Genomic DNA, 23,131 nt, shown 5'->3' on the forward strand with positions numbered 1-23,131 from the left:
CAGGCGGCCCTAAGCCGTGATTTGGCCGGGCCGCAGCAGCAGGGCAATGCCCTCGTCAATGCCGTAGTGCAGCGGCACGCCGTCGGGGCCGTTGGCGGTGCTGAGCAGTTCTTCGCCTTCCTGGTGCAGCGGCGATCCTGTCACGGGGCACCGCAGCACCAGCATGAGGCTTTCACTGAGCTTGGCCATGATTTTTCCATTTCGTTTGGCTGCCGGCGTGTGCGGCAGGGTTGGTGCGGGCGTGCCCTAGTCCCGCAGGATGCGCAGGTGCCCGCGGCGTGCACCCTGCTGCTCCTGCACGGGTGGTTCCAGGGAGCCGCGGAATTCCCGCCGCGGGGCACTTTCCCCGCCGGGGCCGGCGGCATCCTCCGGGGACTGGTTGGCCGCCTCGCGCACGGCGTCGGCCAAAGCCAGCAGATCATCGGGCCCGGGCACTGGCGGCTTGTTCTCCCTGGCCAAATTAATGACCTCCCAGCCCCGGGGCGCGGTGAGGCGTTCGGAGTGCTTGGCGCACAGGTCGTAGCAGTGCGGTTCGGCAAAGGTGGCCAGGGGCCCCAAAACGGCGGTTGAATCGGCATAGACATACGTCAAAGTAGCCACGGCCGCTTCACGGCAGGCTGAACGGGTGCATTGACGAAGGGTTCCCACGGTTCCCAAGACTACCCCCACCGCGGCAATATTTCCCCAAAAGCATTCCCGCGCCTACAGTGAACTGATGGAGTTCAAGGCCGGAGCCGGCGAACAGGCACTAAGCATCTCTTTGGACCCCGCGGCCGACGGAACCGACGGCGGCACGGGCTCCGCGGCGGTGCCCGCAAAGCCCTTTGACAGGCGGCGCCGGGACCGGCACGGCCGCGGCCTGCGCGGGCCCCTGATCCCTTCCCCCCTGCCCGGCCACCGGACGCGGGGGCAGATCTTCGATGAGCTGGTGGTGGAATCGGCTGACCGGCTGCGCACCCTGTGGCCCGGGACCCTGGATCTGGTGGTGTACCTGGTGGAGGAGGTCCCCGGCGAACTGGAGGCCCTCATTGCCGCCGGCACCCCGGCACCGCTGGGCAAATTTGTCCCCGCCACCGGTGGCGACGCCGCCCAAATCACCATTTACCGCCACCCCGTCGAGGCGCTGTGCGACACCCCCGGGCAGCTGCGCGAACTGGTCCATGAGGTGCTGGTGGAGCAGGTGGCGGGGTTTTTGGACATGGATCCCGACGCCGTGGACCCCTCCTTCCGCCGCTACCGCGGGCACTAGCTAAGCCGCCGCGGGCGCGCGCTAGAAGCCGGTGGTGATGTTCAGCGCCGGCGCGCCGGCGCCGGCACCCGTGACGGGCAGCACCGCCAAGTCGGCGGCATTAGCCCGCGTCAGCACCTGGGCGCCGTAGGCGGCTGAGCCGGAGGCCGACACCAGCACCGCCGCGGTGTCCTTGCCCAGGGTTGCCGGGTCAACGGTGGTGGCCAGGGACTTCTTCAGTTCCACATCTTGTGCCTGGCCCAGCACGCCGCTGCCGGAAATGGACACCAGCTGCACCGTGGCCGCGCCCTCGGGGGCTGTGAAGACCAGTTGCGCCTCCACGTCCTGCGGCACCGTGAGCAGGTGGCCGCTGCCGAGCCTTTCCGCGGCGGGCATCCAGGCCAGGTCCACGGCCTTGCCGGTTCCGGTGGAATTGACTGACCGGGCGGCAGCCACCACGGGATTGTCGGAGTTCAACGTCAGGGTGTAGCTTCCCGCCGGCAGCCCGGCCAGGGGGAACAGGCTCACCGCTGCACCCTTGGCCGTGAAAACGCCGCCATTGGGCAGCACCGCCTGGCCGTCGGGACCAAAGGCCCGCACCTCCACCACGGCATCGCGCACGCCCGGAACCGAGATTGCCAGGGCCGTGGCCGCGTCACCGTAACCGGACTGGCCGGAAATTTTGCCGGCCACGTCCTGGCTTTGCACGCGCACGCCCGGGATCACCGGCGTCGAAGAGGGCATTTGGGTGGGCGCCAGGTAATCCACCCCGCCGGGGGTCAGCCCGCGCAGCACGGATTGCTGGATGACGGCGCTGACGGCGCCACCGGTGCTTTTCAAGTGCACGCTCAGCACCTCCTGCCCCGGCGCCAGTCCTGCCAGCACCACTGAGCGGACGGTCCCGCTGGGCACCACCAGGCCCTTGCTGCCGGCGGCCTGCACCTGCCCGTCCTTGCTGAAGAGCTCCAGCGACACGGTGGCGGGGCTGGCCGAGGAATTGGACACCATCAGCACGGCCGTGCGGCCCACGGTGGTGCTGGCGCCGGCAAACCAGAGCTCATTGGCAGGGAGCTGGCAGGCCGCGGCCGCCATGCCCTGCAGATCGCCGTCGTCGGCGGAGACCACCACCGAGCCGGAACCCTGCGATGCCTGCTGGTTCAACGGCTGCACACGCACCACCGACGGCGCCGCCGCGGCACTGCCGCGGACCACTGCCGCCCGCACCTTGGGCTTGCCCGTCAGCTCCGTCGGCGCGGCCTCGGCCTGCTCCACCGGCGCTTTGGCCACCGTCAGCAGGGAGGTGAAGCTGCCGTCGAGGGATTCGACGGTGGCGCCGGGCACGGTGCCGGCGGCATTGCTGAGCACCACTGCATTGAGCTGGCTCTTCGTGGCCGAGGAGTTCGCGGAGAACTGCGGATCCGTCCCATTGGCGGATCCTGCCAGCAACTGCGTGGGGCCCTGGCAATTGGCCATGGTCTCCCCCACCGGCACCGGGTGCGGCACCGGCGGCACCACTTCGGTGGCGTTGGTGCCGGGAAAAATCGACCCCGCGCCCACCAGGGCCGCCGCCACCAAAAGCGTCCCGGCACCGCTGACCACGGCCGGCCAGCGCCTGGATTTGCTTCGCCGTGCGGCCGGGGAGCGGCGCGTGCCGGACTGCTTGCTTGCGGCCACGTTGTCATCCTCGATTTCAGGCACCTCTACCAACCTTTTGCAGTGAAGCTTCATCTCTGTAGGCGCCGGTGCGTCCCCGGCGGGCGCGCACCGGCAGCGCCAGCAGCACCGTCAAGCCAAACAGGACCAGCTGCAGCACGCCCGTGGCCAGGGCCGCGGGGTGGACATAGCGGATTTCCAGTTCCCCGGCGCCGGCGGGCAGCTCAAAGGCCTGGGCCCAGCCGGCGTCGGCGGCCTCCAGCCTTTCACCGTTGAGCCACCCCTGCCAATGGGAATCGGCGCGTTCGGCCAGGACAACCCTGCGGCCGGCGGCACCGGCGGCAATGTCCGTTTTGACGCTTTGGCCCTGTGAAGGCACGGGAGCCAGCGAGGCGCCGTCGGCGTCGACCAGGCGCACCCGGTTGACCACATCGCTCAGACCCGCGGTGGCGTAGCTGGGCTGCACCCGCCACAACCAACCGGATTCCGTGGGCCCCACGGTGTCCAGTCCCGGAACCGCCTCCAGCTCGCTGGCCAGCAGCTCCGCAGCCGTGTCGCCCGGGCGCAGCACCACAAAGCCCACACCCAGGTCCACGAGTCCGGCCCGCGGATCAATGCCGGCCTTGGAAAGCATCGCTGCCACGCTGTCCTGCAGCGCCGCCGTGGCCTCATCGGGCGCCAGCACCGCCTCATCCCCGGGTGCGCCGGTGACCCGCGCCGCGGCGGCAATGGTGCTGGTGGCGTCCAAGGTGGTGCCGTCGCCCTGCATCAACGTGGCCTGCATGCCGCCGTCGGGCTGGACGGCCAGGACAATGGTGCGGCTGGCCTCGGGCCCGGTGCCCCGGTCGGCGGCCGTGGCCGGGATGGTTCCGGCAGTGACGCCCTGCACCTGGAAGGGCCCCGTCAGGGCGGGCTGCGCGGGCTGGGAAAACTGCTGCGCGCCCCACAGTCCCAGGGAGGCAAGGGGGGCCGCCAACAGCAGCACCGAAAGCACCACCGAGATTGTCCTGGCGCCGCGGCGCGCGGTGGCGCCGTCGGCTGAGCCTGCCGTGGTGCCGGCCGGGGCGTAGGCCCTGCGGTGGACGGCGTCGAAGGCTGTCAGGGCAGCGGCCAGCAGGGCGAAAAAGGCAAGGGAGACGGCGGGGCCGCTAAAAGGCGTGACCAGGGTGCCGCCGTCGAACGCCACGGCAATGAAGGCGCCGGCATGGGCGCCCAGCAATGCCAGCAGCGCCACCAGCCACATGGTGCGCACGGTTGCCGCGCGACGCAGGGGCAAAAGCAGGGCCGCCACAGCCGCCGCCACCACGGGGGCGCCAATGACAAACGCCGCCACCGGCGTCCACCAGGAAGCCGCAAACACCGAACCCAGCTCCAACAGACCGTCACCGGCAGCCAGCTGCTCGGGGAACCCCAGCAGCTGCTGCCAGAGCGGGCCGGCGGTTGAGGGCAGCGGCAGGCCCGGATCGGCCAGCAGCGCCCGGGGATTGCTGCGCGCGGACCACGCGAACGGCACAAAGAGCGCCACCGGCGGCACCAGGGCCCACCAGATGGTCCTGCCGCGGCGGCGCAAAAGCAGGGCGGCGGCCAAAATGCCCAGCAGCGCAATGGGCAGCAGGCTCGGAGCCGCCGCCGTCACCGCCGCCAGGGCCAGGCCCGCCGCCGCCGCGGCAGTCCACGAGGGGTTGCCGTCCACGCCGGGGCGTCCCAGCTTGGCCACGGGGGACGCCGACTCCACCACGCCGGGCACACCCAGCGCCGCGGGCCGGGGGCCAATGGCCCCGCCGGCTGCACGGACCAGGCCCAACATGACCAGCGGAATCAGCACATGGGCCAGCAGCGCGCCCAGCCGGCCCTGGCCCATGGCCACGAGCAGGGCCGGCGCACCGGCCCAGGCCAGCGCCGCCACAATGCGCGGCCAGCGCTGCCGGGTGAAGGCCCCGGTGGCCAGCCAGGCGGTCAGAGCGGACAGCGGCAGGGCGAGCAGCACCAGCCACAGCGCAGAAAGCGAACCGTTGCCGCCGGCGCCGGCCAGCAGCGCCAGCACAAAGTTAAAGGGGTTCCCGCGGCCCGGCATGCCCGAGCCCAGGGACACCCACCAGTCGGTGGCGTGGCGCCACACTGCCGCGCCCTGCTCAGTGACCGGCAGCAGGGCGCCGCCTGTCAACGCCGGGGCGGTGAGAAAACGGCCCAGCGCCAGCAGGGAAAACACGCTCAGCAAAGCCACCAGGGCCAGGGCACTGACAACGGGCGCCGTCTTGACGTGGGCCAGCGGCGCCACGGTCTCCTGGTGGCTTTCACCCGTGGGCTCCACGAGGGAGGGGCCAGCGGTCACTTCCGTGGGCGCCTCCACATCGGGGCCCACGGTTTCACGCAACATCTTTAAATGGGCGCGGGCTGAACGGTTGTCCACCAGCACGCCCTTGTGCACCGAACGCGGCTTGGTGCGCTGGGCGGCCAATTCACGCCGGGAACGCAGCAGCTGCCGCGGCCTGGCCAAGCCGGCCAGGGTGGCGGCAAACATGCGCAGGGCGTGGCCGGGGGCCTTGAGCACAAATCCGGCAATGAGCCAGTAAAAGGCCGCCACAAAAGTGCCCAACACCAGCACCGGCACCATGGCGGCCGGTGCGTGCTTCAGGCGCAGGAACACGCCGGCCTTGCGGGCGGCCACGGCCGAACCCAGGCCGTGCGGGCGGTCCACCACGTGGTGCATGCGGGCCGCAGGCACCACCAGGACGCGGCCACCTGTCAGCCGGACGCGGGCACAGAAATCCAGGTCATCGCCCGGGCCGGGCACGGCAACGTCGAAGCCGCCCAAGCGGTCAAAAACGTCGCGGCGCACCAGCATGCCGGCGGTATTGACGGCGAACACATCGGCCCTGTTGTCATACTGGCCCTGGTCCTGCTCGTCCAGGCCCACCAGCGTGAAGCGGTCAAAGTGGTTGTTGGCCCACAGACCCACGTCCACCAGGCGGCGGCGGCTGTCCCAGTCCAGCTGCTTGCAGCCCACCACGGTGGCCGTTGTGGCCCGCTCGGTGGCTTCGAGCAAAAGCTGCAAAGCATCCGGGGCGGGCGCGGCGTCATCCTGCAGCAGCCAGATCCACTCGGCGCCGCCGTTTTCGCCGCCAACGGCATCCGCGCCGTCGTGGGGGGCGGCGCCGCCGTGCGGGGCCGTTCCGTCGTGGGGGGCCGTGGCGGCGGCGCCGTCGTGGGGGGCCGTTCCGTCGGCGGCGCTGGAGCTGCGCACCGAGGCGCCCTGATGGGCCAGTTCCAACTTGCCCTGCTGCGCCAGCACCGCGTCCACGGCCGCGCCGTAGCTTTTGACGCCGTCCAGGTAAATGACATGGCGTTCGCCCAGTTCCCTGCGCAACAATTCCCCCGAATTGTCTGTGGAAGCCAAATCAGCGGCCACCACGTGGTTTGCTGGACGGGTCTGCGCGGCCACTGCGGCCAAAACGCCCGGGAGATAGGCACCACCGTTATGGGCAACCAAAACGGCAGTGACTTTTACTGCATCAAGAATTAGACCGCTCGCTTCCGCAGCCGCCGGCGCTCACGCTCGGACAGGCCGCCCCAGATTCCAAACCGCTCATCATTGGCCAGAGCGTACTCAAGGCACTGCGCCTTGACGTTGCATGCACCACACACCTTTTTAGCATCCCGGGTGGACCCGCCCTTTTCAGGGAAAAAGGCCTCAGGATCGGTCTGCGCACACAAAGCATCGCTCTGCCAGCCTAGTTCACCTTCGTCGGAGAATTCGTCGGGACGGGATTTCAGGCCTATCCAAATGGCCTCCGCGGCCCCCCGTTCAGGCGCCGGCGCATGGCTGGGCTGGGACCCGGCGTCGTCTTCGGAGTCCAAAAACGCCGTCGCGGCAGCGTCCAGCAGACGCTGGTTTTCACGCTCATGGAACTCGGCAGCAGTGGGGTCCGCCGGATCCACGTACCAGTCGGTGGGGATGCCCCGGGAACGATACGTGGCCGCTGCTTGTGCCTCCATTGACATTGCTGATGTTGAATCCTCTTGCACAGCAGTCACACTTGGACGCACCTGCCCCATAACTGTCCTCCTGAATGTTGCCGCCGTTGAAGCCCTGGTTTCGTGACCGCGCGGTGCGGCCGGGGCAGTGTCATTTTGTACGGTTCGTGCGTCTAATTACATCGATGTAATCCGCGCGCGTCAAGCGGCGGCGAATCATAACCAGTGCAGGGCGTGAAATTCAGGCACGCCACGCCCGACACTTTCATGGCAATACATTCCCTCCATGGCGGCGGTGGGGCGCCGCAATGGTGAAAACGTTGGCGTTCTGGGAATTAATGGCCCCATTTTCCGCTCCGGCCGGCACCGGGGGTAATGCAGATCACTGAAATTTTTTCCGCCGGCGCAGGAAACCGCCGCGGCGGGACCGCGCCTGCGCCCCGGCTGCGCCCCGTCTGCGGCAAGGCCCCTGGCGGCCACCGGCGTGGAATGATGGGGGCCATGGATACGCCGCCCCAGACCCCCGCCGAACTGCTCCATGCACTGCGCACCGTGGAGCCCACCTCCCCCCGGTTGACCTGGTACGGACCAGGGGGCGAGCGGGTGGAATTTTCCGGGCGCGTGCTGGAAAATTGGGTGGCCAAAACCGCCAACTACCTGGTGGATGAGCTCGACGCCGAAGCGGGGACCCTGGTGGCCCTGGAAGTTCCCCTCCACTGGCGTTCCCTGGTGTGGCTGCTGGCCACCTGGGCCGTGGGTGCCACCGCCGCGACCGCCGACGCCCCCGGCGTCCTTCCGGCCACCGGGGAACTGCCGCAGATTGTGGCCACTGTGGATCCGGCGGCAACGCAGCAGCAGCTGGCGGGGATGAAGCCGGCGCCGCTGGTGGTGGCCGTGGCACTGCCGGCCCTGGCCATGCGCTGGATGGGGCAGCTGCCTCCGCGCACCCTTGACTATTGCGGAGAGGTGCGGGCGCATGCCGACGTCTTCTTCGCCGACGGGCAGGCCCCACCCAGCGACCTTGCCTGGCGGCACGGGGCGCACACGGTCAGCTATGGGCAGCTGCTGGACCAGGAGCCCGCCACGGACGGACCGCAGCGGCTGCTGCTGCAGGCCGCCGGCGGCTGGACCAAGGTGGTCGGCGCCGCCTTGGGAACCTGGGCGGCTGGCGGATCAGTGGTGCTGCTGGCCGACGGCGTTGCCGCCACGGAGCAGCTGCGCAGCAGCGAAAAGGTCACCGCCGGATAAGGCGGCGGGCGCCGTCAGCTCTTCGGCGCACCATTGACGGGCGCGGGCTCCACATCAAGGAGTTCGTGGTCCTTCTCAAAGCCGGGCTCCTGATCGAGCTCTTCGCTGAAGACCCAGAAGCGGTAGGCAAAGAAGCGGAAGATCGTGCCAAGGATCAGGCCCACCACGGAGCCGGCGATGATGTCGGCCGTGGCCGATTCAAAGCCCAGCACCCAGTGGGAAATGTACACGCAGGCAGCCGCGATGCCCAAGCCAATGCCGTTCATGATGATGAACAGCACCACTTCACGCAGCACATTGGCCCGGCGGCGGTGGCGGAACGTCCAATAGCGGTTGGCCAGCCAGGAGAACACGGTGGCCACGGCAGCTGCAATGATCTTTGCCTTGGTGGGGTGCCCGGCCATGCTGCCGGAGAGCAGCCAGACGTAGATGCCGGTGTCAATGACAAAGGCCACGCCGCCCACGACGCCGAATTTGGCCACCTCACGCCAAAAAAGGCCCATCAGGCCCTTAACGCGGTCAACTAATTTTTGGTACATGTTCCTCCGTTGGGCAATTGGCCGCAAAACGGATAAACCACGCCACAGCCTCGCTAAAATTCTAAGCCCATTATTCACTGCCCCCTTCGCAAAATGCCTTCGCACGGCTGGCAATTGGCCCTGCATAAGTGGGGAAAGGGCGGGGAAAACTGCGTAAAGGCAGGGTATTGGGCAGACTTTCGGTACGCTGGGCACTGTGACTTTTCCTATAATTGGTGTGGTGGGCGGCGGACAGCTGGCCCGCATGATGGCACCGGCCGCAGCGGCCCTTGGTTTTGAACTGCAGGTGTTGGCCGAATCGGCCGAGGTCTGCGCCGTGCCCGTGGTGGCGAAGGCCCCCGTGGGCGACTACCGGGACTTGGAGGCGCTGCGTGAATTTGCCCGCGGCGTGGATGTGCTGACCTTTGATCATGAACATGTCCCCACCGGGCACCTGCGCACACTCATTGCCGAGGGCGTGAATGTCCAGCCGCGGCCCGATGCACTGGTCAACGCCCAGGACAAGTTGGTGATGCGCGCGGCCATCGCGGAGCTGGGCCTGCCCAACCCGGAATGGGCCGCGGTGGACTCCCCGGCCGGGATTGTCGGCTTTGGCGACAGGCACGGCTGGCCCGTGGTGTTGAAGATGCCCCGCGGCGGCTATGACGGCAAGGGTGTGCGGGTGCTGCACTCCGCCGCACAGGCCCAGGACACCGGCGATTGGTTCGCCGCCATGAGCCCGCTGCTGGTGGAGGAGATGGTGGACTTTTCCCGCGAACTTTCAGCCCTGATCGCCCGCACACCCTCCGGGGAAGCCCGCGCCTGGCCGGTGGCGGAGTCCATTCAAGTCGCCGGCGTCTGCGATGAGGTCATTGCCCCGGCCCCCGGGATCCTCCCGCAGGTGGCCGCCGCGGCGCAGGCCGCCGCATTGCAGATTGCCGACGCGTTGGGCGTCACCGGCGTCATGGCCGCCGAGCTCTTTGAGACCCCTGGCCGCGCGCCGGGATTCCTCGTCAACGAACTGGCCATGCGCCCCCACAACACGGGCCACTGGACCATGGACGGCGCCGTGACCGGCCAGTTTGAACAGCATTTGCGCGCCGTGCTGGACCTGCCCCTGGGAGACACGGCAGCCCTGGGCGGGATTGTGGTCATGAAGAACATCCTGGGCGGAGCCAACGCGGACTTGTTTGCCGCCTACCCCGCGGCCCTGGCCGCCGAGCCCACGGCCAAGGTGCACAGCTATGGCAAGTCCGTGCGCCCGGGACGGAAAATTGCGCACGTGAACGTCATTGGCTCCGCGCACGACGACGTGGCCGCCGTGCGCGCCCGCGCCACCACTGCCGCCACCATCATCCGAGACGGAAAGTAGCATCCCTTGAACAGCTTCAGCGCCCCTGTGGTGGGCATCGTAATGGGTTCGGACTCCGATTGGCCCGTCATGGAGGCCGCCGCCGCCGTTTTGGCGGACTTTGGCATTGCCTTTGAATGTGATGTTGTCTCCGCGCACCGGATGCCCACGGAAATGATGGCCTATGGCAGCGGCGCCGCAGCCCGCGGCCTGCGCGTGATCATTGCCGGGGCAGGCGGCGCCGCGCACCTGCCCGGCATGCTTGCCGCCGTGACCACCCTGCCGGTGGTGGGCGTGCCGGTGCCGCTGAAAACCCTCGATGGCATGGACTCGCTGCTGTCCATTGTGCAGATGCCCGGCGGGGTCCCGGTGGCCACGGTCTCCATTGGCGGAGCCCGCAACGCAGCTCTGCTGGCCGTGCGGATGCTGGCCGCCGGCACCGACGCGCCGGCCCAGGAGCTGAGCCAAAAACTGGCGGACTTCGCCCAGTCGCTCAATGATGAGGCAACCGCCAAAGGTGCAGCCCTGCGGGCCAAGGCCGACGCCGGCTACCCGCTCTCCCGCAGCAACGCCGCGGGGGCGTGATTTACCCACCATGAGCTTCAGCAGCCCCAAAGTCAGCCACGCCTCAAACCGTCCGCAGGTCCTGACCAACCCCGTGCGGTTCCCCGAATCGGCGTCGGCCCCCGCGCGCTCCAAGAGGGCCTGGCTCCTGTTGCTGCTGACACTTCTGGCCCCCGGATCCGCCCAATTGGTGGCCGGGGACAAACGGTTTGGCCGCCTGGCGCTGCGCGTGACCTTCACGGTGTGGGCGGTGGCGCTGGCCGGCGTCGTCCTGTTTTTCCTGCGGCGCGAGACGGTGCTGAATTTTTTCACCAACCCGCTCACTTCCATGGTCATCATTGTGGCCCTGGCGGTGGCGGCCCTGGGCTGGGCGGTGGTGTTTTTAAACACCCTGGCCATCATCAAGCCGGGGCTGCTGGCGCCGGGAATGCGTGCCCTGGTCAGCGGCGCGCTGGTGGTTCTCATGGTGCTCACCAGCGGCACGCTGGCCTATGGAGCGTATTTGATAAATTCCGGACGCAACGCCATCACCTCCATCTTTCAGGCCGGACCGGAAATGGATCCCGTGGATGGGCGCTATAACTTCCTGGTCATGGGGGGCGACGCCGGCGAGGAGCGCACCGGCCGGCGCCCGGATTCCATTGTGGTCATCAGCGTCGACGCCGCCACAGGGCAGGCAGCCACCATCAGCATCCCCCGCAACTTCCAAAACGCGCCGTTCTCCCCCGGCTCGCCCCTGTGGGAGGTCTACCCCGACGGTTACAGCTGCGGGGACGAATGCATCATCAACTCCCTCTACACCGACGTCACCGGCCAGCACGCCGAGCTGTATCCGGATGCTCCCGATGTTGGCGCCGCGGCCATGATGGATGCCGCCGGCGGCATTTTGGGTCTGGAAATCCAGGGCTATGTGCTGGTGGACATGGCAGGCTTCTCCGAGCTGATCGACGCCCTGGGCGGAGTGAAAATCAATGTTGGCGGCTGGGTCCCGCTCAGCGGCGACGACGTGTACGGAACCGGCGATCATTTGCCGCCCACCGGCTGGATCACGCCCGGGGTGCAGACCCTCGATGGCTACCACGCGCTGTGGTATGCCCGTTCGCGCGAATGGGTCACCGATTACCACCGCAGCCAGCGGCAGCAATGCATCCAGGCCGCCATGCTCGCCCAAATGGACCCGGGCACGGTGCTGACGAAGTTCAATGCCATTGCCGCCGCCGGTTCCAAGGTCATTGAATCCGACCTGCCCTCCGGACAGCTGGGAAGTTTTGCCTCCCTGGCGCTCAAATCCAAGCAACAGCCACTGAGCCGCCTGACCCTGGGCCCCCCGGACTTCCCTTTGGAGTTCTCCACCTACCCGGACTTTGAACTCATCCACACCCGGGTTCAGGAACTGCTCAACCCCGCCCCCGTCGAACCGCCGGCCACGGCCGATTCCACCACCGCGGCGGACCCTGCCGCACCCGCGGACCCCGCCACACCCGCGGACCCCGTCGTTCCCGGCACGGATGACACCGGCGTCGAGGCGGACTCCGGCGCGCCGGGTGCACAGACACCGGCACCGCAGCCCAGCAGCTCCCCCGAAATCACTGCCGAATACCTGCAGGCCCTGGCGGTCGCCGGCGATGAGGCAACCCTGCTGTCCCTGCTGGACAGCAATGGCAACTGCTCGGTGGGTTAGCTACCCGCACCGGACGTTGATGGGTAGGCTGGTTGCTTTATGGGCAACCGGCCTGCTCGCCATGAATTAGGAGAACCTCCCCATGTTTGCACTCACCAACGTCATGCGTGACTATCCGTGGGGCTCCAGCACCGCCATTGCCCAGCTGCTGGGAACCACCCCCGGGGGCGGTCCGGAAGCCGAACTGTGGATCGGGGCCCACCCCGACTCGCCCTCCACGGCAGCCACCGCCGACGGTCCTGTGCCCCTGGATGAGCTGATAGCCGCACACCCCGGGTCCACCTTGGGCGGGGGCGTGCATGCGGCCTTTGGCGCCAAATTGCCCTTCCTAATGAAACTGCTTGCCGCCGATCAAGCCCTGTCCTTGCAGGTCCACCCCACACTGGCACAGGCACGGGAGCGGTTCGCGGCCGAGGAGGCCGCCGGCATTCCCCGCGATGCCGCGCACCGCAACTACAAGGACCAGAACCACAAACCGGAAATGATCTTTGCCCTGACCCCCTTTGAGGCATTGTGCGGCTTCCGTCCCAGCGCGGAGTCGGCGGCCCTGTTCCGCGCCGTGGCGGCCGCCATCACTGCCACGGGGGCACAACCGCCGTCCCTGCTGGGCCGCGTGGAGATGACGCTCAATTCCCGCATCGAGGAGTCCACCGCGATCCGCCAGGTCTTTGAAGCCCTCATGGACGGCGGAGACCAGACCGCCGCCCTGGTTGGCTTGGCAGCCCAGGCCCTTGGCGGGGCATTGGAGCACAGCCCGGAAGCCGGGGTGGCCGGACTCGCCGGGATTGCCGGGGGCGGGCCCCTGCCAGGCAACGCCGAGGCGGCCCTGCGCACGATGGTTGATTTGGCCAGGGACCATCCCAAGGATCCCGGTGTGCTCCTGTCCCTGCTGCTCAATCGCGTGTCGCTGCAGCCAGGCGAATCCATCTACCTGCCGGCAGGTAATATTCATGCCTATCTCAGCGGCTTGGGACTGGAAGTCATGGCGTCCTCGGACAACGTGCTGCGCGGGGGTTTGACCGGCAAGCACGTGGATGTGCCGGAGTTGTTGGCTACGGTGAACTTCTCCCCCGGCAGCGTTCCCCAGGTGCCCACGCGCGTGACGGACCTGGGCCAGCACGTCTGGGAGCCGCCCTTTGCCGAATTTGCACTGCAGCGGGTGGAGATCACTGCCGCCTCCGGCCCTGTGCCATTGGTCCAAAACGGCCCGTTGCTGGTCCTGGTGGTGCAGGGATCGGTGCTGCTGGACACGCCCCGCAACGACATGGCTCTCAGCCGCGGTGGCTCGGCGTTCATCCCGGCCATGGAAAGCCCGGTGCTTGTGCACCCACACATTGATGAAAACGAACAAGCACCAGGCAGCGCAGTGCTCTTTGCCGTGACCGTCGCAGGCTGAACCGCCGCCGCCGCGAACCGCCGCCGCGGCGAACCGCCGCGAACCCGTAGATAATGTCCCTTTGATCGCCTTGAGGGGACATTATCTGCGGGTTGGCGACGAAGAAGCCGGGGGCAGCGTAGAAGTTGTCCACAGATTTGGCTAAATGGGAGCATTTGGGCCGTTTCGACGTCTCTAATTTGTCCTAATGGAACCATGAAGACTCCCAAACCGCTTCCGGTGGCGCTTTCCCGGGCTCCCTTCACCTTGGAGACGGCCCGCAGCCTCGGCATCACGGGTGGCCGTGTCCGGGCGGCGGATCTGAGCGTCCCCAGCAGGGGCATCCGGGTGCCCAAGGACGTTCCTGTTGAGCTTCTGGACCATTGCCGGGTCCTGACGCAGATCACTCCAGGTGGGATCATCAGCCACATCACCGCGGCAAAAATCTACAACTTCCATCTGCCCCGTAGATTTGATGCCCAGAGCGCCATTGACATTGCCCGGCACGCCGGCCAGGACCTTCCCCGGCGACGAAACGTCAAGGGCCATGAATTGCATCTGGGTCCACAGGATGTTCAAAATTATGCCTTCCCCATCACCAGCATGCTGCGGACGCTGCTCGATATTGCTCCACTGTTGACCGTGGACGAATTGGTCATCATTATGGACCAGCTTGTCTGTGAGCATCACCGTTCCTTCGGCAGACACGTGTATCCACGGGTTGCCTTGGACTCGCTCAAGGACCACATAGTGCAGCATCCTGGAAACCGCGGAGTGCGCAAGCTGCGCGCCGCCGTGGATCTGGCTCGCATTGGTTCGGACTCCCCGCGCGAAACCATGCTGCGATTAATCATTGAGCGCTCCACGCTGCCACGCTTCGAACACAATGTGGAGATTCTTGATTCCCTGGGTAGGGGAAAAGTCAGTCCGGACCTTGCCTGCAAACAGTACAGGACGTGCGCCGAGTATGACGGTCTGCATCATTTCACTGCATCGCAGCAGGTGAAGGACCATGACCGTGACTTCATTACAAAGTCCTTGGGCTGGCACCAAGTGCTCATCAATGCCGATGACATGCGGGCCGGCGAGCAGCTGGTCATTGCCAAACTGGCCCGGGCCTTGAAGCTGGGTGGCTGGCCCGATCCCGAAAACCTCGCAAACCGATCGCTCCATGGCCTGTTGCCTGCACGCAAAGACTTCAGCTGAAGGGACGGACCACCCCATGGGCTCGTCAAACCCGCAGCTAATGTCCCTTTCCCAACGTCAAAGGGACATGTGCTGCGGGTTCGGCGCAGCGACGGCGCGCGGCGCGCTCCGTTCGGCGCAGCGGCGGCGCGCTCCGCTCGGCGCAGCGGCGGCGCACCCACCCCGCGCAGCGGTCCTAGCGTTTGAGCGCGCTGCGGAGCCGGCGCACCCCGCGGCGTGCCAGGGGCAGCGCCTTGGCGAACACCGGGTAGAGCGGGGAGAGGGCCAAATCCCAGGTTCCGGCAAGCATGTCCTCGTGGTCGGCAAAGCCGAACTTGAACTTGGACACCCCGTCATTGAGCAGGCCATTGAAGTCATAGCGGGTAATGCCGCGGGCCTTCATCTCCTGGATGGCCAGCCACTTCAGGGCAAAGTTGGCGCGCAGCCGGCTGCCTTCCTCGCTCATGCCGCCGTACAGTTCAAACGCCGTGGAACCACTGGTGGCAAGCCACAGGAAGGAGACCAGCGTGCCGCCGTCGAACGCACCGTAAATGGGTGAATTGTCGCCCAGGTTGCGTGCAATGTCGGCGTAGTAGCTGTCCTGGTGAATCCCGAAGCCGGCGCGTTCGGCCGTGTCCTTGTAGACGGCCATAAGCTGCGGCAGCTCGGCGGCCAATACGGGCCGGTATGTCAGCGCCTCCCGGCCGGACTTGCGGATGTACTGGCGCGTCTTTTTGGACATGGCGCCGAGCAGTTCATCCTCCGTGCGGGTCAAGTCCAAAATCAAGGTCCGCGGGATCAGGATCGTTGAGGCGCTTTTGACCCAGCCGGCCGCCGGCAGGGTGGCCACTGCGACGGTGTCGGCGGCCCAGTCGGGTTCAATGCTCAGGGCCACGGATTTGTGGTTTTCCCGCACATAACCTCCGACGGCGGCCAGCACCTCATGTTCCCGGCCCGCCTCGGCCTGGGGTCCGCGGGGCAGATAGGCGAGCGAGCGGAACGGGAACGGCAGCGTGCGCACCAACACCTGGGCGGAACCAATGAGCTCCTGACCCTCCTTGACCAGCACGCGGTCCACGCGCCAGTGGTGGGCCGCCTTGGTCTCTCCCCAGCCCCACAGCTGCATGGGGTGCCCTTTGTGGGAATTCACTGCGGCATCCCACTGGTCACGGACACGGCACGGCACAACGGTTAAAGTCATGATTCAACCCTACCGGGGCGCACGGCCGCTCCACACCGCTTAGCCGAGGCGGGCGTACGTCTCCCACTTGTGGGCCTGGTGCTCGCCCTCGACAAAGCGGATGGTGCCGGACTTGGAGCGCATGACGATGGACTGGGTCAGGACCCGGCCCTTGTCGTAGCGGACCCCGCGCAGCAGGTCGCCGTCGGTGATGCCGGTGGCCGCGAAGTAGCAGTTGTCGCTGGTGACCAGGTCGTTGGTGGACAGGACGCGGTCCAGATCGTGGCCGGCGTCAATGGCTTTTTGCTTCTCGTCATCGGTGGTGGGCCAGAGCCGGCCCTGAATGACACCGCCCAGGGCCTTGATGGCGCAGGCCGTGACAATGCCTTCGGGCGTTCCACCAATGCCCATGAGCGCGTCCACGCCGGTGCCGGTGCGGGCGGCGGCAATGGCGCCGGCCACGTCACCGTCAAGGATGATCTTGGTGCGGGCACCGGCGTCGCGGATTTCGCTGATCAGCTGGCCGTGGCGGTCGCGGTCCAGGACCATGACAGTGAGCTGGTTGACCTTCACACCCTTGGCCTTGGCGATCAAGTGCAGGTTTTGCTTCACGGGCAGACGCAGGTCCACCATGTCGGCGGCTTCGGGACCTGTCACCAGCTTCTCCATGTAAAAGACCGCGGAGGGGTCGAACATGGTGCCGCGTTCGGCAACTGCCAGCACCGACAGGGCGTTGTTGATGCCCATGGCCGTCAGCCGGGTGCCGTCAATGGGATCCACGGCCACGTCGCACTCGGCGCCGGAACCATCACCCACCACTTCCCCGTTGTACAGCATGGGGGCTTCGTCCTTCTCGCCTTCACCAATGACCACGACGCCGTTGAAGTGCACGGTGGAGAGCAGGGAGCGCATGGCGTCGACGGCGGCGCCGTCCGCCAGGTTTTTCTCGCCAAAGCCCACCCAGTGGCCCCCGGCAATGGCTGCGGCCTCGGTGACGCGCACCAGTTCAAGGGCAAGGTTGCGGTCCGGCTCGTCGTCGCCCACGGCAAGTGAGCGGGAGAGCTGCGAATAATCCATCTGTGCTGCTTTTTCAGCCACGTGAAAACCCCATTGTTCGGGTAGGCGCAGTGATTCACCTGCGCGACGGTGCGCAGCCTGCCGTTTTTGCCTACTTTGCCATCATAGGGGAACAGCGCCCGTGAACCCGCGTGAGCTGCGCCACGGATGCCCGGGGGCGTGAAATTTTGCCCGCTGCGGATCTGGGAAGATGGAGAAGTGAGTGAACCCACCCCTGCCTTCAAACCCGTCATTGCCCCCGGGGCTGCCAAGCGCGCCAATGCCTCCATTGTGGGCATGCTGCTGGCAGTGTTTTCCACGGTGGCCATTGTCTTGACAATTGTGTGGCTCAACCCGGAGCCCAAACCCGGCGCGTACCGCCAAAACGTGGACGTGGCGCAGGTGGCCGGCTACGCCGCGGACACCGCGGGATTCGTTCCGGTGGCTCCCATGCCTGAGGGGTGGAGCGCCAACTACGCCCGGTGGAACCCGCCCGGATCCGACGGCGTGTCCTATTGGGACGTGGGCTATGTCAGCGCCAACAACAGCTTCATTGCCTTGCGCCAGTCCATTACGGCAAACCCCACCTGGACGGCGGAGCAGGCACAAAATGCCCCGGTGACGGGCGTGCGCACCATTGCCGGGCGCGACTGGGAGCTGCGGGACAAGCCCAAGGGCGAACGCAGCCTGGTGTTGACCAGCGGGCCCGCCACCATCATTTTGACCGGCGCCGCCGGGTTCGAGGACTTCGACGTCCTCGCAGCCGGCGCCGCGGCGCAGCTGGATGCCGCAGCCGCCCCCTCCAGCGCCAGCACAGCCAGCAGTTCCCCGACAGTTACGGAAGGTAAACAGTGAGCGTTTCAGTACACCCCAGCACGCCTGCACAGGCATTTTCCACCTTGATGGACGGCAATGCCAGATTCGTCGGTTCGGAGTCCAACCACCCCAACCAGGACGCTGCCCGCCGCACCTCCCTGGTCACCACCCAGCACCCCTTCGCCGTGATCTTTGGCTGCTCCGACTCACGCCTGGCTGCCGAGATCATTTTTGACCTGGGCCTGGGCGATGCTTTTGTGGTCCGCACCGCCGGACACGTCATTGACAACACCGTGCTGGGCTCTTTGGAATACAGCGTCGATTATTTGAACGTCCCGCTGATTGTGGTGCTGGGGCACGACAGCTGCGGCGCGGTCACCGCCACCAAGGAGGCCGTTGCCACCGGGCAAATGCCCGCCGGCTTTGTCCGCGACCTCGTCGAACGCATCACCCCTTCCGTGCTGACCTCGCTGCGCAGGGACCAGGACAGCGGCTTGAGCGACATGATTGAAGAACACGTCAAGCAGACGGCCGCCCGCCTGGTGGAAAACTCCCCCATTCTGGCCAGCGCCGTGGCCCGCCAGCGCACGGCCGTGGTGGGCCTGACCTACCGGCTCAGTGATGGCCGCGCCGATCTGGTCTACAGCAACGGCTCCATCGGCTGACGGCCTGGACCACGCCCGCGCCAAGGAATGCAAGGAAGTTTTTTGGCTCGGGCCGTGGCGGCGATATGGTGGAGGGCATGACTGAAACTGCCGCGAACCCCGCACAAGAATTCCGCATTGAACACGACACGATGGGCGAGGTCCGGGTTCCGGCCAAGGCCCTCTACAGCGCGCAGACACAACGCGCAGTGGAGAATTTCCCCATTTCCGGGATGACCTTGGAATCGGCGCACATTGCCGCCCTGGCCCGGATTAAAAAGGCTGCCGCCACCACCAACGCGGAGCTGGGGGTGCTCGACGCCGAGCTGGCCCGCGCCATTGAAGGCGCGGCGGACGCCGTGGCCACCGGGGAATACGACGGTGACTTCCCCATTGACGTGTTCCAGACGGGTTCGGGCACCTCCAGCAATATGAACATGAACGAGGTGCTGGCCAATTTGGCCAACCAGGCCCTGGCCGCGGCCGGTTCAAGCAAAAAGGTCCACCCCAACGACCACGTCAACGCCTCACAGTCCTCCAATGACGTGTTCCCCACCTCCGTGCATGTGGCGGCAACCTCCGCCCTGGTCAATGACCTGATCCCGGCACTGGCGCACCTGGCTGAATCCCTGGAGCGCAAGGAAGCCGAATTCGCCTCCATTGTGAAGTCCGGACGCACCCACTTGATGGATGCCACCCCCGTCACCCTGGGCCAGGAGTTCGGCGGCTACGCCGCCCAGATCCGCTATGGCATTGAGCGGGTTGAATCGGCGCTGCCCCGCGTCGCCGAGGTCCCCCTGGGCGGCACGGCCGTGGGCACGGGCATCAACACCCCCGCCGGTTTCCCCCAGCGCGTCATTGCCCTGTTGGCACAGGACACCGGCCTGCCGCTGACCGAAGCCAGGAACCACTTTGAGGCCCAGGCCAACCGGGACGGACTGATTGAGGCCTCGGGCCAGCTGCGCAACATTGCCTACTCGATCATGAAAATCAACAACGACCTGCGCTGGATGGGCTCGGGCCCCAACACCGGCCTGGGCGAAATTTCCATTCCGGACCTGCAGCCCGGCTCCTCGATCATGCCGGGGAAGGTCAACCCGGTGATCTCCGAGGCGGCCATCATGGTCGCCGCCCAGGTCATTGGCAATGACACCACCATTGCCCTGTCCTCCACCAACGGCGCCTTTGAGCTCAATGTGGGCATCCCGGTCATGGCGGCAAACCTGCTGCAGTCCATCCGCCTGCTCACCAACACCTCGCGCGTGATGGCCGACAAGATGATTGACGGCCTCAGCGCCAATGTGGAACGGGCACGCTTCCTGGCCGAGGCCTCCCCCTCAATTGTGACTCCGCTGAACAAGCACATTGGCTATGAAAATGGCGCCAAGATTGCCAAGCACGCAGTGGCCCACGGTTTGACCATCCGCGAGACCGTGCTGGCCATGGGTTTTGTGGACCGCGGCGAAATCACGCTGGAGCAGTTGGACAAGGGTCTGGACGTGCTCGCCATGACCCGCCCCCCGCAGTAGACTTCCCTCTCAGGCGACCGCCGGATCCGGCGGGTCCACGGGCGCAACGCCCCTTCAAGCAGTGCAGCCGGCAGCTGGTGCCGGCCCTGTGCGAAGGGGCGTTTTGCGTGGCCCCGGCAGTTGGCGGGTCGGGGTGATCAGCATTACTGCGCCAGAAGTTTGCACTTTTCATTCCATAGTGCAAAATTGTACTTCGTGACCGAAAGTGCAAAATGTCAAGCTTCAGGCCTTCGCGCGCGCAAACGTGCCGCGACCCGCTCCGCCATCACCACGGCAGCGCGGATCCTCACTGCCCAAAATGGCCTCAACGGCTTCACCATTGAACAAGTGTGTGAAGAAGTGGGCGTCTCCCGGCGCACCTTCTTCAATTACTTTCCCAGCAAGGAAGACGCCATTTTGGGCCATTTCCAGGATGACTTCCCCGCACAGGCGCTGGAGGTCTTCCTCCATGGTGCCGGGCGGGGCGTCGACGCCGGACATGGCCGCCAGGAGCCCGGTGAGTCGCTCATGCAGGCCTTGTTCCGGCTCACGTGCGCCGTGGTGGAAGAGATGTCACTGACCCGCGCCGACCAGCAGGACCTGATAGCAGTAATGCAGAAGGAACCCCAGCTGATCATGAAGATGCTGGGCAATGTGGAAAACCGTGAGAAGGAATTTGCCGCGTTGATCGCCCGGCGCGAGGGTCTTTCCGCCCACGATCCGGCGGCTGCCCTGGCCGCGGCTTTTTTTGGCCTGTGCTCGCACAAGGCCGGCCAGGCCTTCTTCCGCGCGGAGAACACCTCCACTTTTGCCGACCTTTTGGCCAGCAACCTCCAGTACGCCCAACAACTTTTCAACTCTGCATCCGTAACCATTGAAGGACCCCGATGAGCACAGCACTAAAGGCAGGGCAACCGCTCCTGCTGACCCAAAAGAGGATCTGGATCATCTTCTCCGCCCTGATTGCGGGCATGCTGCTTTCCAGCCTGGACCAGACCATTGTCTCCACCGCCATGCCCACCATTGTGGGTCAGCTCGGCGGTGTGGCGCATCAAACCTGGATCACCACCGCGTACCTGCTGGCCACCACCATTGTCATGCCCATCTACGGCAAACTCGGTGACGTGTTTGGGCGCCGGCAGTTGTTTCTTGCCGCCATTGCCGTGTTCACTTTGGCTTCGGTGGGCTGCGCCTTTGCCACCGACTTTTGGGGCTTCGTCATTTTCCGTGCCATCCAGGGTCTGGGCGGAGGCGGCTTGATGATCCTTTCCCAGGCCATCATTGCCGACATTGTCCCGGCCAATGAGCGCGGCAAGTACCTGGGCCCGTTGGGCGCCATTTTTGGACTTTCCGCAGTGGCCGGCCCGCTGCTTGGCGGCTACTTTGTGGATCACCTGACGTGGGAGTGGGCCTTCTACATCAACATCCCCATTGGCATTGCCGCCTTCGTGGTGGCCTACTTTGCCTTGACGCTGCCCACTAAAACGGCCAGCAGCAAAATTGACTACCTGGGTGTGGTGTTCCTGTCCATTGCCACCACCTGCCTGATTTTCTTCACCGACTTTGGCGGCAAGGTGGACGGCTGGACCTCGCTGACCACGTGGACCTGGGGCGCCGGCATGCTGGTGGCCATTGCCCTGTTCATCTTCACCGAGACCCGCGCCGAAGATCCCATCATTCCGCTGAGCTTGTTCAAGAACCCCATTTTCCTCAACACCACCGCCATTGGCTTTGTGCTGGGCATGGGCATGTTTGCCGCCCTGGCGTTCATTCCCACCTTCCTGCAGATGGCTTCGGGCACCTCGGCCGCCGAATCCGGCCTGCTCATGCTGCCCATGATGGTGGGCTTGATGGGCACCTCCATCTACTCCGGCATCCGTCTGACCAAGACTGGCAAATACAAGTCGTTCCCCATCATTGGCGCCGTGTTCACCATTGTGGCCATGCTGTGGATGACCACCTTGTCCGCGGAGACGCCCATTTGGGTCATTTGTGCGCAGCTGTTTGTCTTTGGTGCCGGCCTCGGTTTCATCATGCAGATTGTGGTCATTGTGGTGCAGAACTCCGTGCCGCCGGCCCAGCTGGGCACGGCCACCAGCACCAACAACTACTTCCGTGAGGTGGGTTCGGCACTGGGCGTGGCGGTCTTTGGCGCCATGTTCACCACCCGCCTGTCCGAGTCCCTGACAGGCGTGTTTGCCGGGGCCGGCGCTTCCCCCGAGGAGGCCGGCAATGCCATGGCCACCCTGGACCCCAAGGCCATGTCGGCACTTCCCGCCGAAATCCGGGACGGCATTGTCAATGCCTACGCCGATTCGCTGGCCCCGGTGTTCTGGTACTTGATCCCGTTCATGGCCATTGCCCTGGTGCTGGCGATCTTCCTGAAGGTCATTCCGCTTTCCGACGTGGCCGGCATGGTGGCCCGCGGCGAAGCCGTCGGCGGCGAGGAGGCCAACCGCCTCGAAGCCGAACGCCTGACGGGGATTTCAGCGGGCGCCGATGCCGCTTCGGGCCAGGACACGGCCGTGAAGGATCCGGCAGGCAAAGCCTAGAAACCCCAATGGCGCGTGCCGCCGCCGTGCTGTTGCGCACGACGGCGGCACGCGCCTTTTGCGTCCCTTCGCACCGGGCGCCGCGGCGGTCACCTTTGAAAATGTGCCGTGCCATCGTAGGTCAGGGCGCGGTGGATGCACTCCAAGTGCCCCGGGCGCAGCGGCGGGAGGCTGTCCACCTCAAACCAGCCCACGGCAAGGGATTCGTCGTCGTTCACCCGCGCCGTGCCGCTGACGTGGCGGCAAATGAACTCAATGTTTAAAAAGTCGCACACATCGCCGTTGGGGAAAGTCACCGGACCCACGGCGGACACCCCCAGCAACTGCTCGATCCGGGCCACCACAGCCGTTTCCTCAAGGATCTCCCGCAGCAGTCCGGGCCCCGGCTCCTCCCCCGGTTCCAGGATCCCCGTGATGAGGGCCCAGCCGCCGGTGTCGGCGCGTTCACCCAGGAGCACGCGGCCGGCGTCGTCAAACACCACCCCGCGCACGCCCGGCAGCCACAGTGGATCATGGCCGATCTTTCCGCGCAGCTTCACAATGAATTCCGGTGATCCCATGACCTCACCCTAGCGGGCGGCAAAACGGGCAACAATG

Annotated in this window: 21 protein-coding genes; 12 read left to right on the forward strand and 9 right to left on the reverse strand. The window is 66.2% G+C overall.

The genetic code is table 11. The annotated features are described in order from the left end of the window. Positions 1 to 9 precede the first annotated feature (9 nt). A complete protein-coding gene (locus tag ACFUCV_RS01635; protein WP_380811307.1) occupies positions 10 to 189 on the reverse strand; it encodes a hypothetical protein in 180 nt (59 codons plus the stop codon). A 57-nt stretch (positions 190 to 246) separates the two neighbouring features. Beyond that, a complete protein-coding gene (locus ACFUCV_RS01640) occupies positions 247 to 648 on the reverse strand; it encodes a DUF3499 domain-containing protein (RefSeq protein ID WP_380811309.1) in 402 nt (133 codons plus the stop codon). Between the two features lie 67 nt (positions 649 to 715). On the opposite strand from ACFUCV_RS01640, the gene ACFUCV_RS01645 reads away from it, so the two are divergent. Further along, positions 716 to 1,249: a metallopeptidase family protein gene (locus ACFUCV_RS01645; RefSeq protein WP_380811311.1), complete on the forward strand. Its 534-nt coding sequence runs from the start codon at positions 716 to 718 to the stop codon at positions 1,247 to 1,249. Between the two features lie 21 nt (positions 1,250 to 1,270). Here ACFUCV_RS01645 and ACFUCV_RS01650 read toward each other — a convergent pair whose 3' ends face one another. From ACFUCV_RS01650 to ACFUCV_RS01660, 3 genes are read right to left on the reverse strand one after another with little or no spacing between them, the layout of a single operon-like run. Beyond that, positions 1,271 to 2,926 (reverse strand): DUF5719 family protein, encoded by a 1,656-nt coding sequence (locus ACFUCV_RS01650; RefSeq protein ID WP_380811313.1) that lies wholly within the window; start codon positions 2,924 to 2,926, stop codon positions 1,271 to 1,273. Then, positions 2,919 to 6,371 (reverse strand): glycosyltransferase, encoded by a 3,453-nt coding sequence (locus tag ACFUCV_RS01655; RefSeq protein WP_380811315.1) that lies wholly within the window; start codon positions 6,369 to 6,371, stop codon positions 2,919 to 2,921. The genes ACFUCV_RS01650 and ACFUCV_RS01655 overlap by 8 nt, the downstream gene beginning before the upstream one ends. A gap of 29 nt (positions 6,372 to 6,400) precedes the next feature. Beyond that, positions 6,401 to 6,937 (reverse strand): WhiB family transcriptional regulator, encoded by a 537-nt coding sequence (locus ACFUCV_RS01660; RefSeq protein WP_380811317.1) that lies wholly within the window; start codon positions 6,935 to 6,937, stop codon positions 6,401 to 6,403. Between the two features lie 294 nt (positions 6,938 to 7,231). Here ACFUCV_RS01660 and ACFUCV_RS01665 point away from each other — a divergent pair, with 294 nt between their 5' ends. Next, the gene (locus tag ACFUCV_RS01665; protein ID WP_380811319.1) at positions 7,232 to 8,104 is read left to right on the forward strand and encodes a TIGR03089 family protein; all 873 of its coding nucleotides are present in this window, start codon (positions 7,232 to 7,234) and stop codon (positions 8,102 to 8,104) included. Positions 8,105 to 8,118: 14 nt separating this feature from the next. Here ACFUCV_RS01665 and ACFUCV_RS01670 read toward each other — a convergent pair whose 3' ends face one another. Next, positions 8,119 to 8,643, reverse strand: a complete 525-nt coding sequence (locus tag ACFUCV_RS01670; RefSeq protein ID WP_380811321.1) for a GtrA family protein — start codon at positions 8,641 to 8,643, stop codon at positions 8,119 to 8,121. Between the two features lie 196 nt (positions 8,644 to 8,839). On the opposite strand from ACFUCV_RS01670, the gene ACFUCV_RS01675 reads away from it, so the two are divergent. From ACFUCV_RS01675 to ACFUCV_RS01695, 5 genes are all read left to right on the forward strand, one after another. Beyond that, positions 8,840 to 9,994, forward strand: a complete 1,155-nt coding sequence (locus ACFUCV_RS01675) for a 5-(carboxyamino)imidazole ribonucleotide synthase (protein WP_380811323.1) — start codon at positions 8,840 to 8,842, stop codon at positions 9,992 to 9,994. A 42-nt stretch (positions 9,995 to 10,036) separates the two neighbouring features. Beyond that, the gene (gene purE, locus ACFUCV_RS01680; protein WP_380811468.1) at positions 10,037 to 10,558 is read left to right on the forward strand and encodes a 5-(carboxyamino)imidazole ribonucleotide mutase; all 522 of its coding nucleotides are present in this window, start codon (positions 10,037 to 10,039) and stop codon (positions 10,556 to 10,558) included. Positions 10,559 to 10,568: 10 nt separating this feature from the next. Further along, a complete protein-coding gene (locus ACFUCV_RS01685) occupies positions 10,569 to 12,218 on the forward strand; it encodes an LCP family protein (RefSeq protein ID WP_380811325.1) in 1,650 nt (549 codons plus the stop codon). 82 nt (positions 12,219 to 12,300) lie between these two features. Next, on the forward strand, positions 12,301 to 13,614 hold the full coding sequence (gene manA / locus ACFUCV_RS01690) for a mannose-6-phosphate isomerase, class I (protein ID WP_380811327.1): 1,314 nt from the start codon (positions 12,301 to 12,303) through the stop codon (positions 13,612 to 13,614). 195 nt (positions 13,615 to 13,809) lie between these two features. Continuing rightward, positions 13,810 to 14,799: an endonuclease domain-containing protein gene (locus ACFUCV_RS01695; protein ID WP_380811329.1), complete on the forward strand. Its 990-nt coding sequence runs from the start codon at positions 13,810 to 13,812 to the stop codon at positions 14,797 to 14,799. A gap of 175 nt (positions 14,800 to 14,974) precedes the next feature. On the opposite strand, the gene ACFUCV_RS01700 is transcribed toward ACFUCV_RS01695, so the two are convergent. After that, entirely contained in the window at positions 14,975 to 15,979 is a 1,005-nt protein-coding gene (locus ACFUCV_RS01700) for a lipid II:glycine glycyltransferase FemX (RefSeq protein WP_380811331.1), read from the reverse strand. 39 nt (positions 15,980 to 16,018) lie between these two features. Further along, on the reverse strand, positions 16,019 to 17,035 hold the full coding sequence (gene glpX, locus ACFUCV_RS01705; protein WP_380811470.1) for a class II fructose-bisphosphatase: 1,017 nt from the start codon (positions 17,033 to 17,035) through the stop codon (positions 16,019 to 16,021). Positions 17,036 to 17,233: 198 nt separating this feature from the next. Between glpX and ACFUCV_RS01710 the strand changes: the two genes are divergently transcribed. The 5 genes from ACFUCV_RS01710 (at position 17,234) to ACFUCV_RS01730 (ending at position 22,534) form a co-directional block, all read left to right on the forward strand. Further along, entirely contained in the window at positions 17,234 to 17,869 is a 636-nt protein-coding gene (locus tag ACFUCV_RS01710; protein ID WP_380811333.1) for a DUF4245 domain-containing protein, read from the forward strand. Between the two features lie 47 nt (positions 17,870 to 17,916). Further along, positions 17,917 to 18,495, forward strand: coding sequence for a carbonic anhydrase (locus tag ACFUCV_RS01715; protein WP_380811472.1), 579 nt, complete (start codon positions 17,917 to 17,919; stop codon positions 18,493 to 18,495). Positions 18,496 to 18,572: 77 nt separating this feature from the next. Then, on the forward strand, positions 18,573 to 20,003 hold the full coding sequence (locus ACFUCV_RS01720) for a class II fumarate hydratase (protein ID WP_380811335.1): 1,431 nt from the start codon (positions 18,573 to 18,575) through the stop codon (positions 20,001 to 20,003). Positions 20,004 to 20,198: 195 nt separating this feature from the next. Further along, positions 20,199 to 20,873, forward strand: coding sequence for a TetR/AcrR family transcriptional regulator (locus tag ACFUCV_RS01725; protein ID WP_380811337.1), 675 nt, complete (start codon positions 20,199 to 20,201; stop codon positions 20,871 to 20,873). Then, a complete protein-coding gene (locus ACFUCV_RS01730) occupies positions 20,870 to 22,534 on the forward strand; it encodes an MDR family MFS transporter (RefSeq protein ID WP_380811339.1) in 1,665 nt (554 codons plus the stop codon). The genes ACFUCV_RS01725 and ACFUCV_RS01730 overlap by 4 nt, the downstream gene beginning before the upstream one ends. A gap of 89 nt (positions 22,535 to 22,623) precedes the next feature. Here the strand turns inward: ACFUCV_RS01730 and ACFUCV_RS01735 are convergent, their stop codons facing one another. Continuing rightward, complete coding sequence (locus tag ACFUCV_RS01735; RefSeq protein ID WP_380811341.1) at positions 22,624 to 23,094, reverse strand: NUDIX domain-containing protein; 471 nt, start codon at positions 23,092 to 23,094, stop codon at positions 22,624 to 22,626. Positions 23,095 to 23,131: the final 37 nt, after the last annotated feature.

Source organism: Specibacter sp. NPDC057265 (assembly GCF_042668835.1).
Taxonomy (GTDB): domain Bacteria; phylum Actinomycetota; class Actinomycetes; order Actinomycetales; family Micrococcaceae; genus Specibacter.

Bases quoted from the DNA above. Each gene is read 5' to 3' on its own strand.
- ACFUCV_RS01635 (WP_380811307.1), bottom strand. From the start codon at position 189: ATGGCCAAGCTCAGTGAAAGCCTCATGCTGGTGCTGCGGTGCCCCGTG.
- ACFUCV_RS01645 (WP_380811311.1), top strand. From the start codon at position 716: ATGGAGTTCAAGGCCGGAGCCGGCGAACAGGCACTAAGCATCTCTTTG.
- ACFUCV_RS01660 (WP_380811317.1), bottom strand. From the start codon at position 6,937: ATGGGGCAGGTGCGTCCAAGTGTGACTGCTGTGCAAGAGGATTCAACA.
- ACFUCV_RS01665 (WP_380811319.1), top strand. From the start codon at position 7,232: ATGCAGATCACTGAAATTTTTTCCGCCGGCGCAGGAAACCGCCGCGGC.
- ACFUCV_RS01670 (WP_380811321.1), bottom strand. From the start codon at position 8,643: ATGTACCAAAAATTAGTTGACCGCGTTAAGGGCCTGATGGGCCTTTTT.
- purE (WP_380811468.1), top strand. From the start codon at position 10,037: ATGGGTTCGGACTCCGATTGGCCCGTCATGGAGGCCGCCGCCGCCGTT.
- ACFUCV_RS01685 (WP_380811325.1), top strand. From the start codon at position 10,569: ATGAGCTTCAGCAGCCCCAAAGTCAGCCACGCCTCAAACCGTCCGCAG.
- manA (WP_380811327.1), top strand. From the start codon at position 12,301: ATGTTTGCACTCACCAACGTCATGCGTGACTATCCGTGGGGCTCCAGC.
- ACFUCV_RS01695 (WP_380811329.1), top strand. From the start codon at position 13,810: ATGAAGACTCCCAAACCGCTTCCGGTGGCGCTTTCCCGGGCTCCCTTC.
- ACFUCV_RS01700 (WP_380811331.1), bottom strand. From the start codon at position 15,979: ATGACTTTAACCGTTGTGCCGTGCCGTGTCCGTGACCAGTGGGATGCC.
- glpX (WP_380811470.1), bottom strand. From the start codon at position 17,035: ATGGATTATTCGCAGCTCTCCCGCTCACTTGCCGTGGGCGACGACGAG.
- ACFUCV_RS01715 (WP_380811472.1), top strand. From the start codon at position 17,917: ATGGACGGCAATGCCAGATTCGTCGGTTCGGAGTCCAACCACCCCAAC.
- ACFUCV_RS01720 (WP_380811335.1), top strand. From the start codon at position 18,573: ATGACTGAAACTGCCGCGAACCCCGCACAAGAATTCCGCATTGAACAC.
- ACFUCV_RS01730 (WP_380811339.1), top strand. From the start codon at position 20,870: ATGAGCACAGCACTAAAGGCAGGGCAACCGCTCCTGCTGACCCAAAAG.
- ACFUCV_RS01735 (WP_380811341.1), bottom strand. From the start codon at position 23,094: ATGGGATCACCGGAATTCATTGTGAAGCTGCGCGGAAAGATCGGCCAT.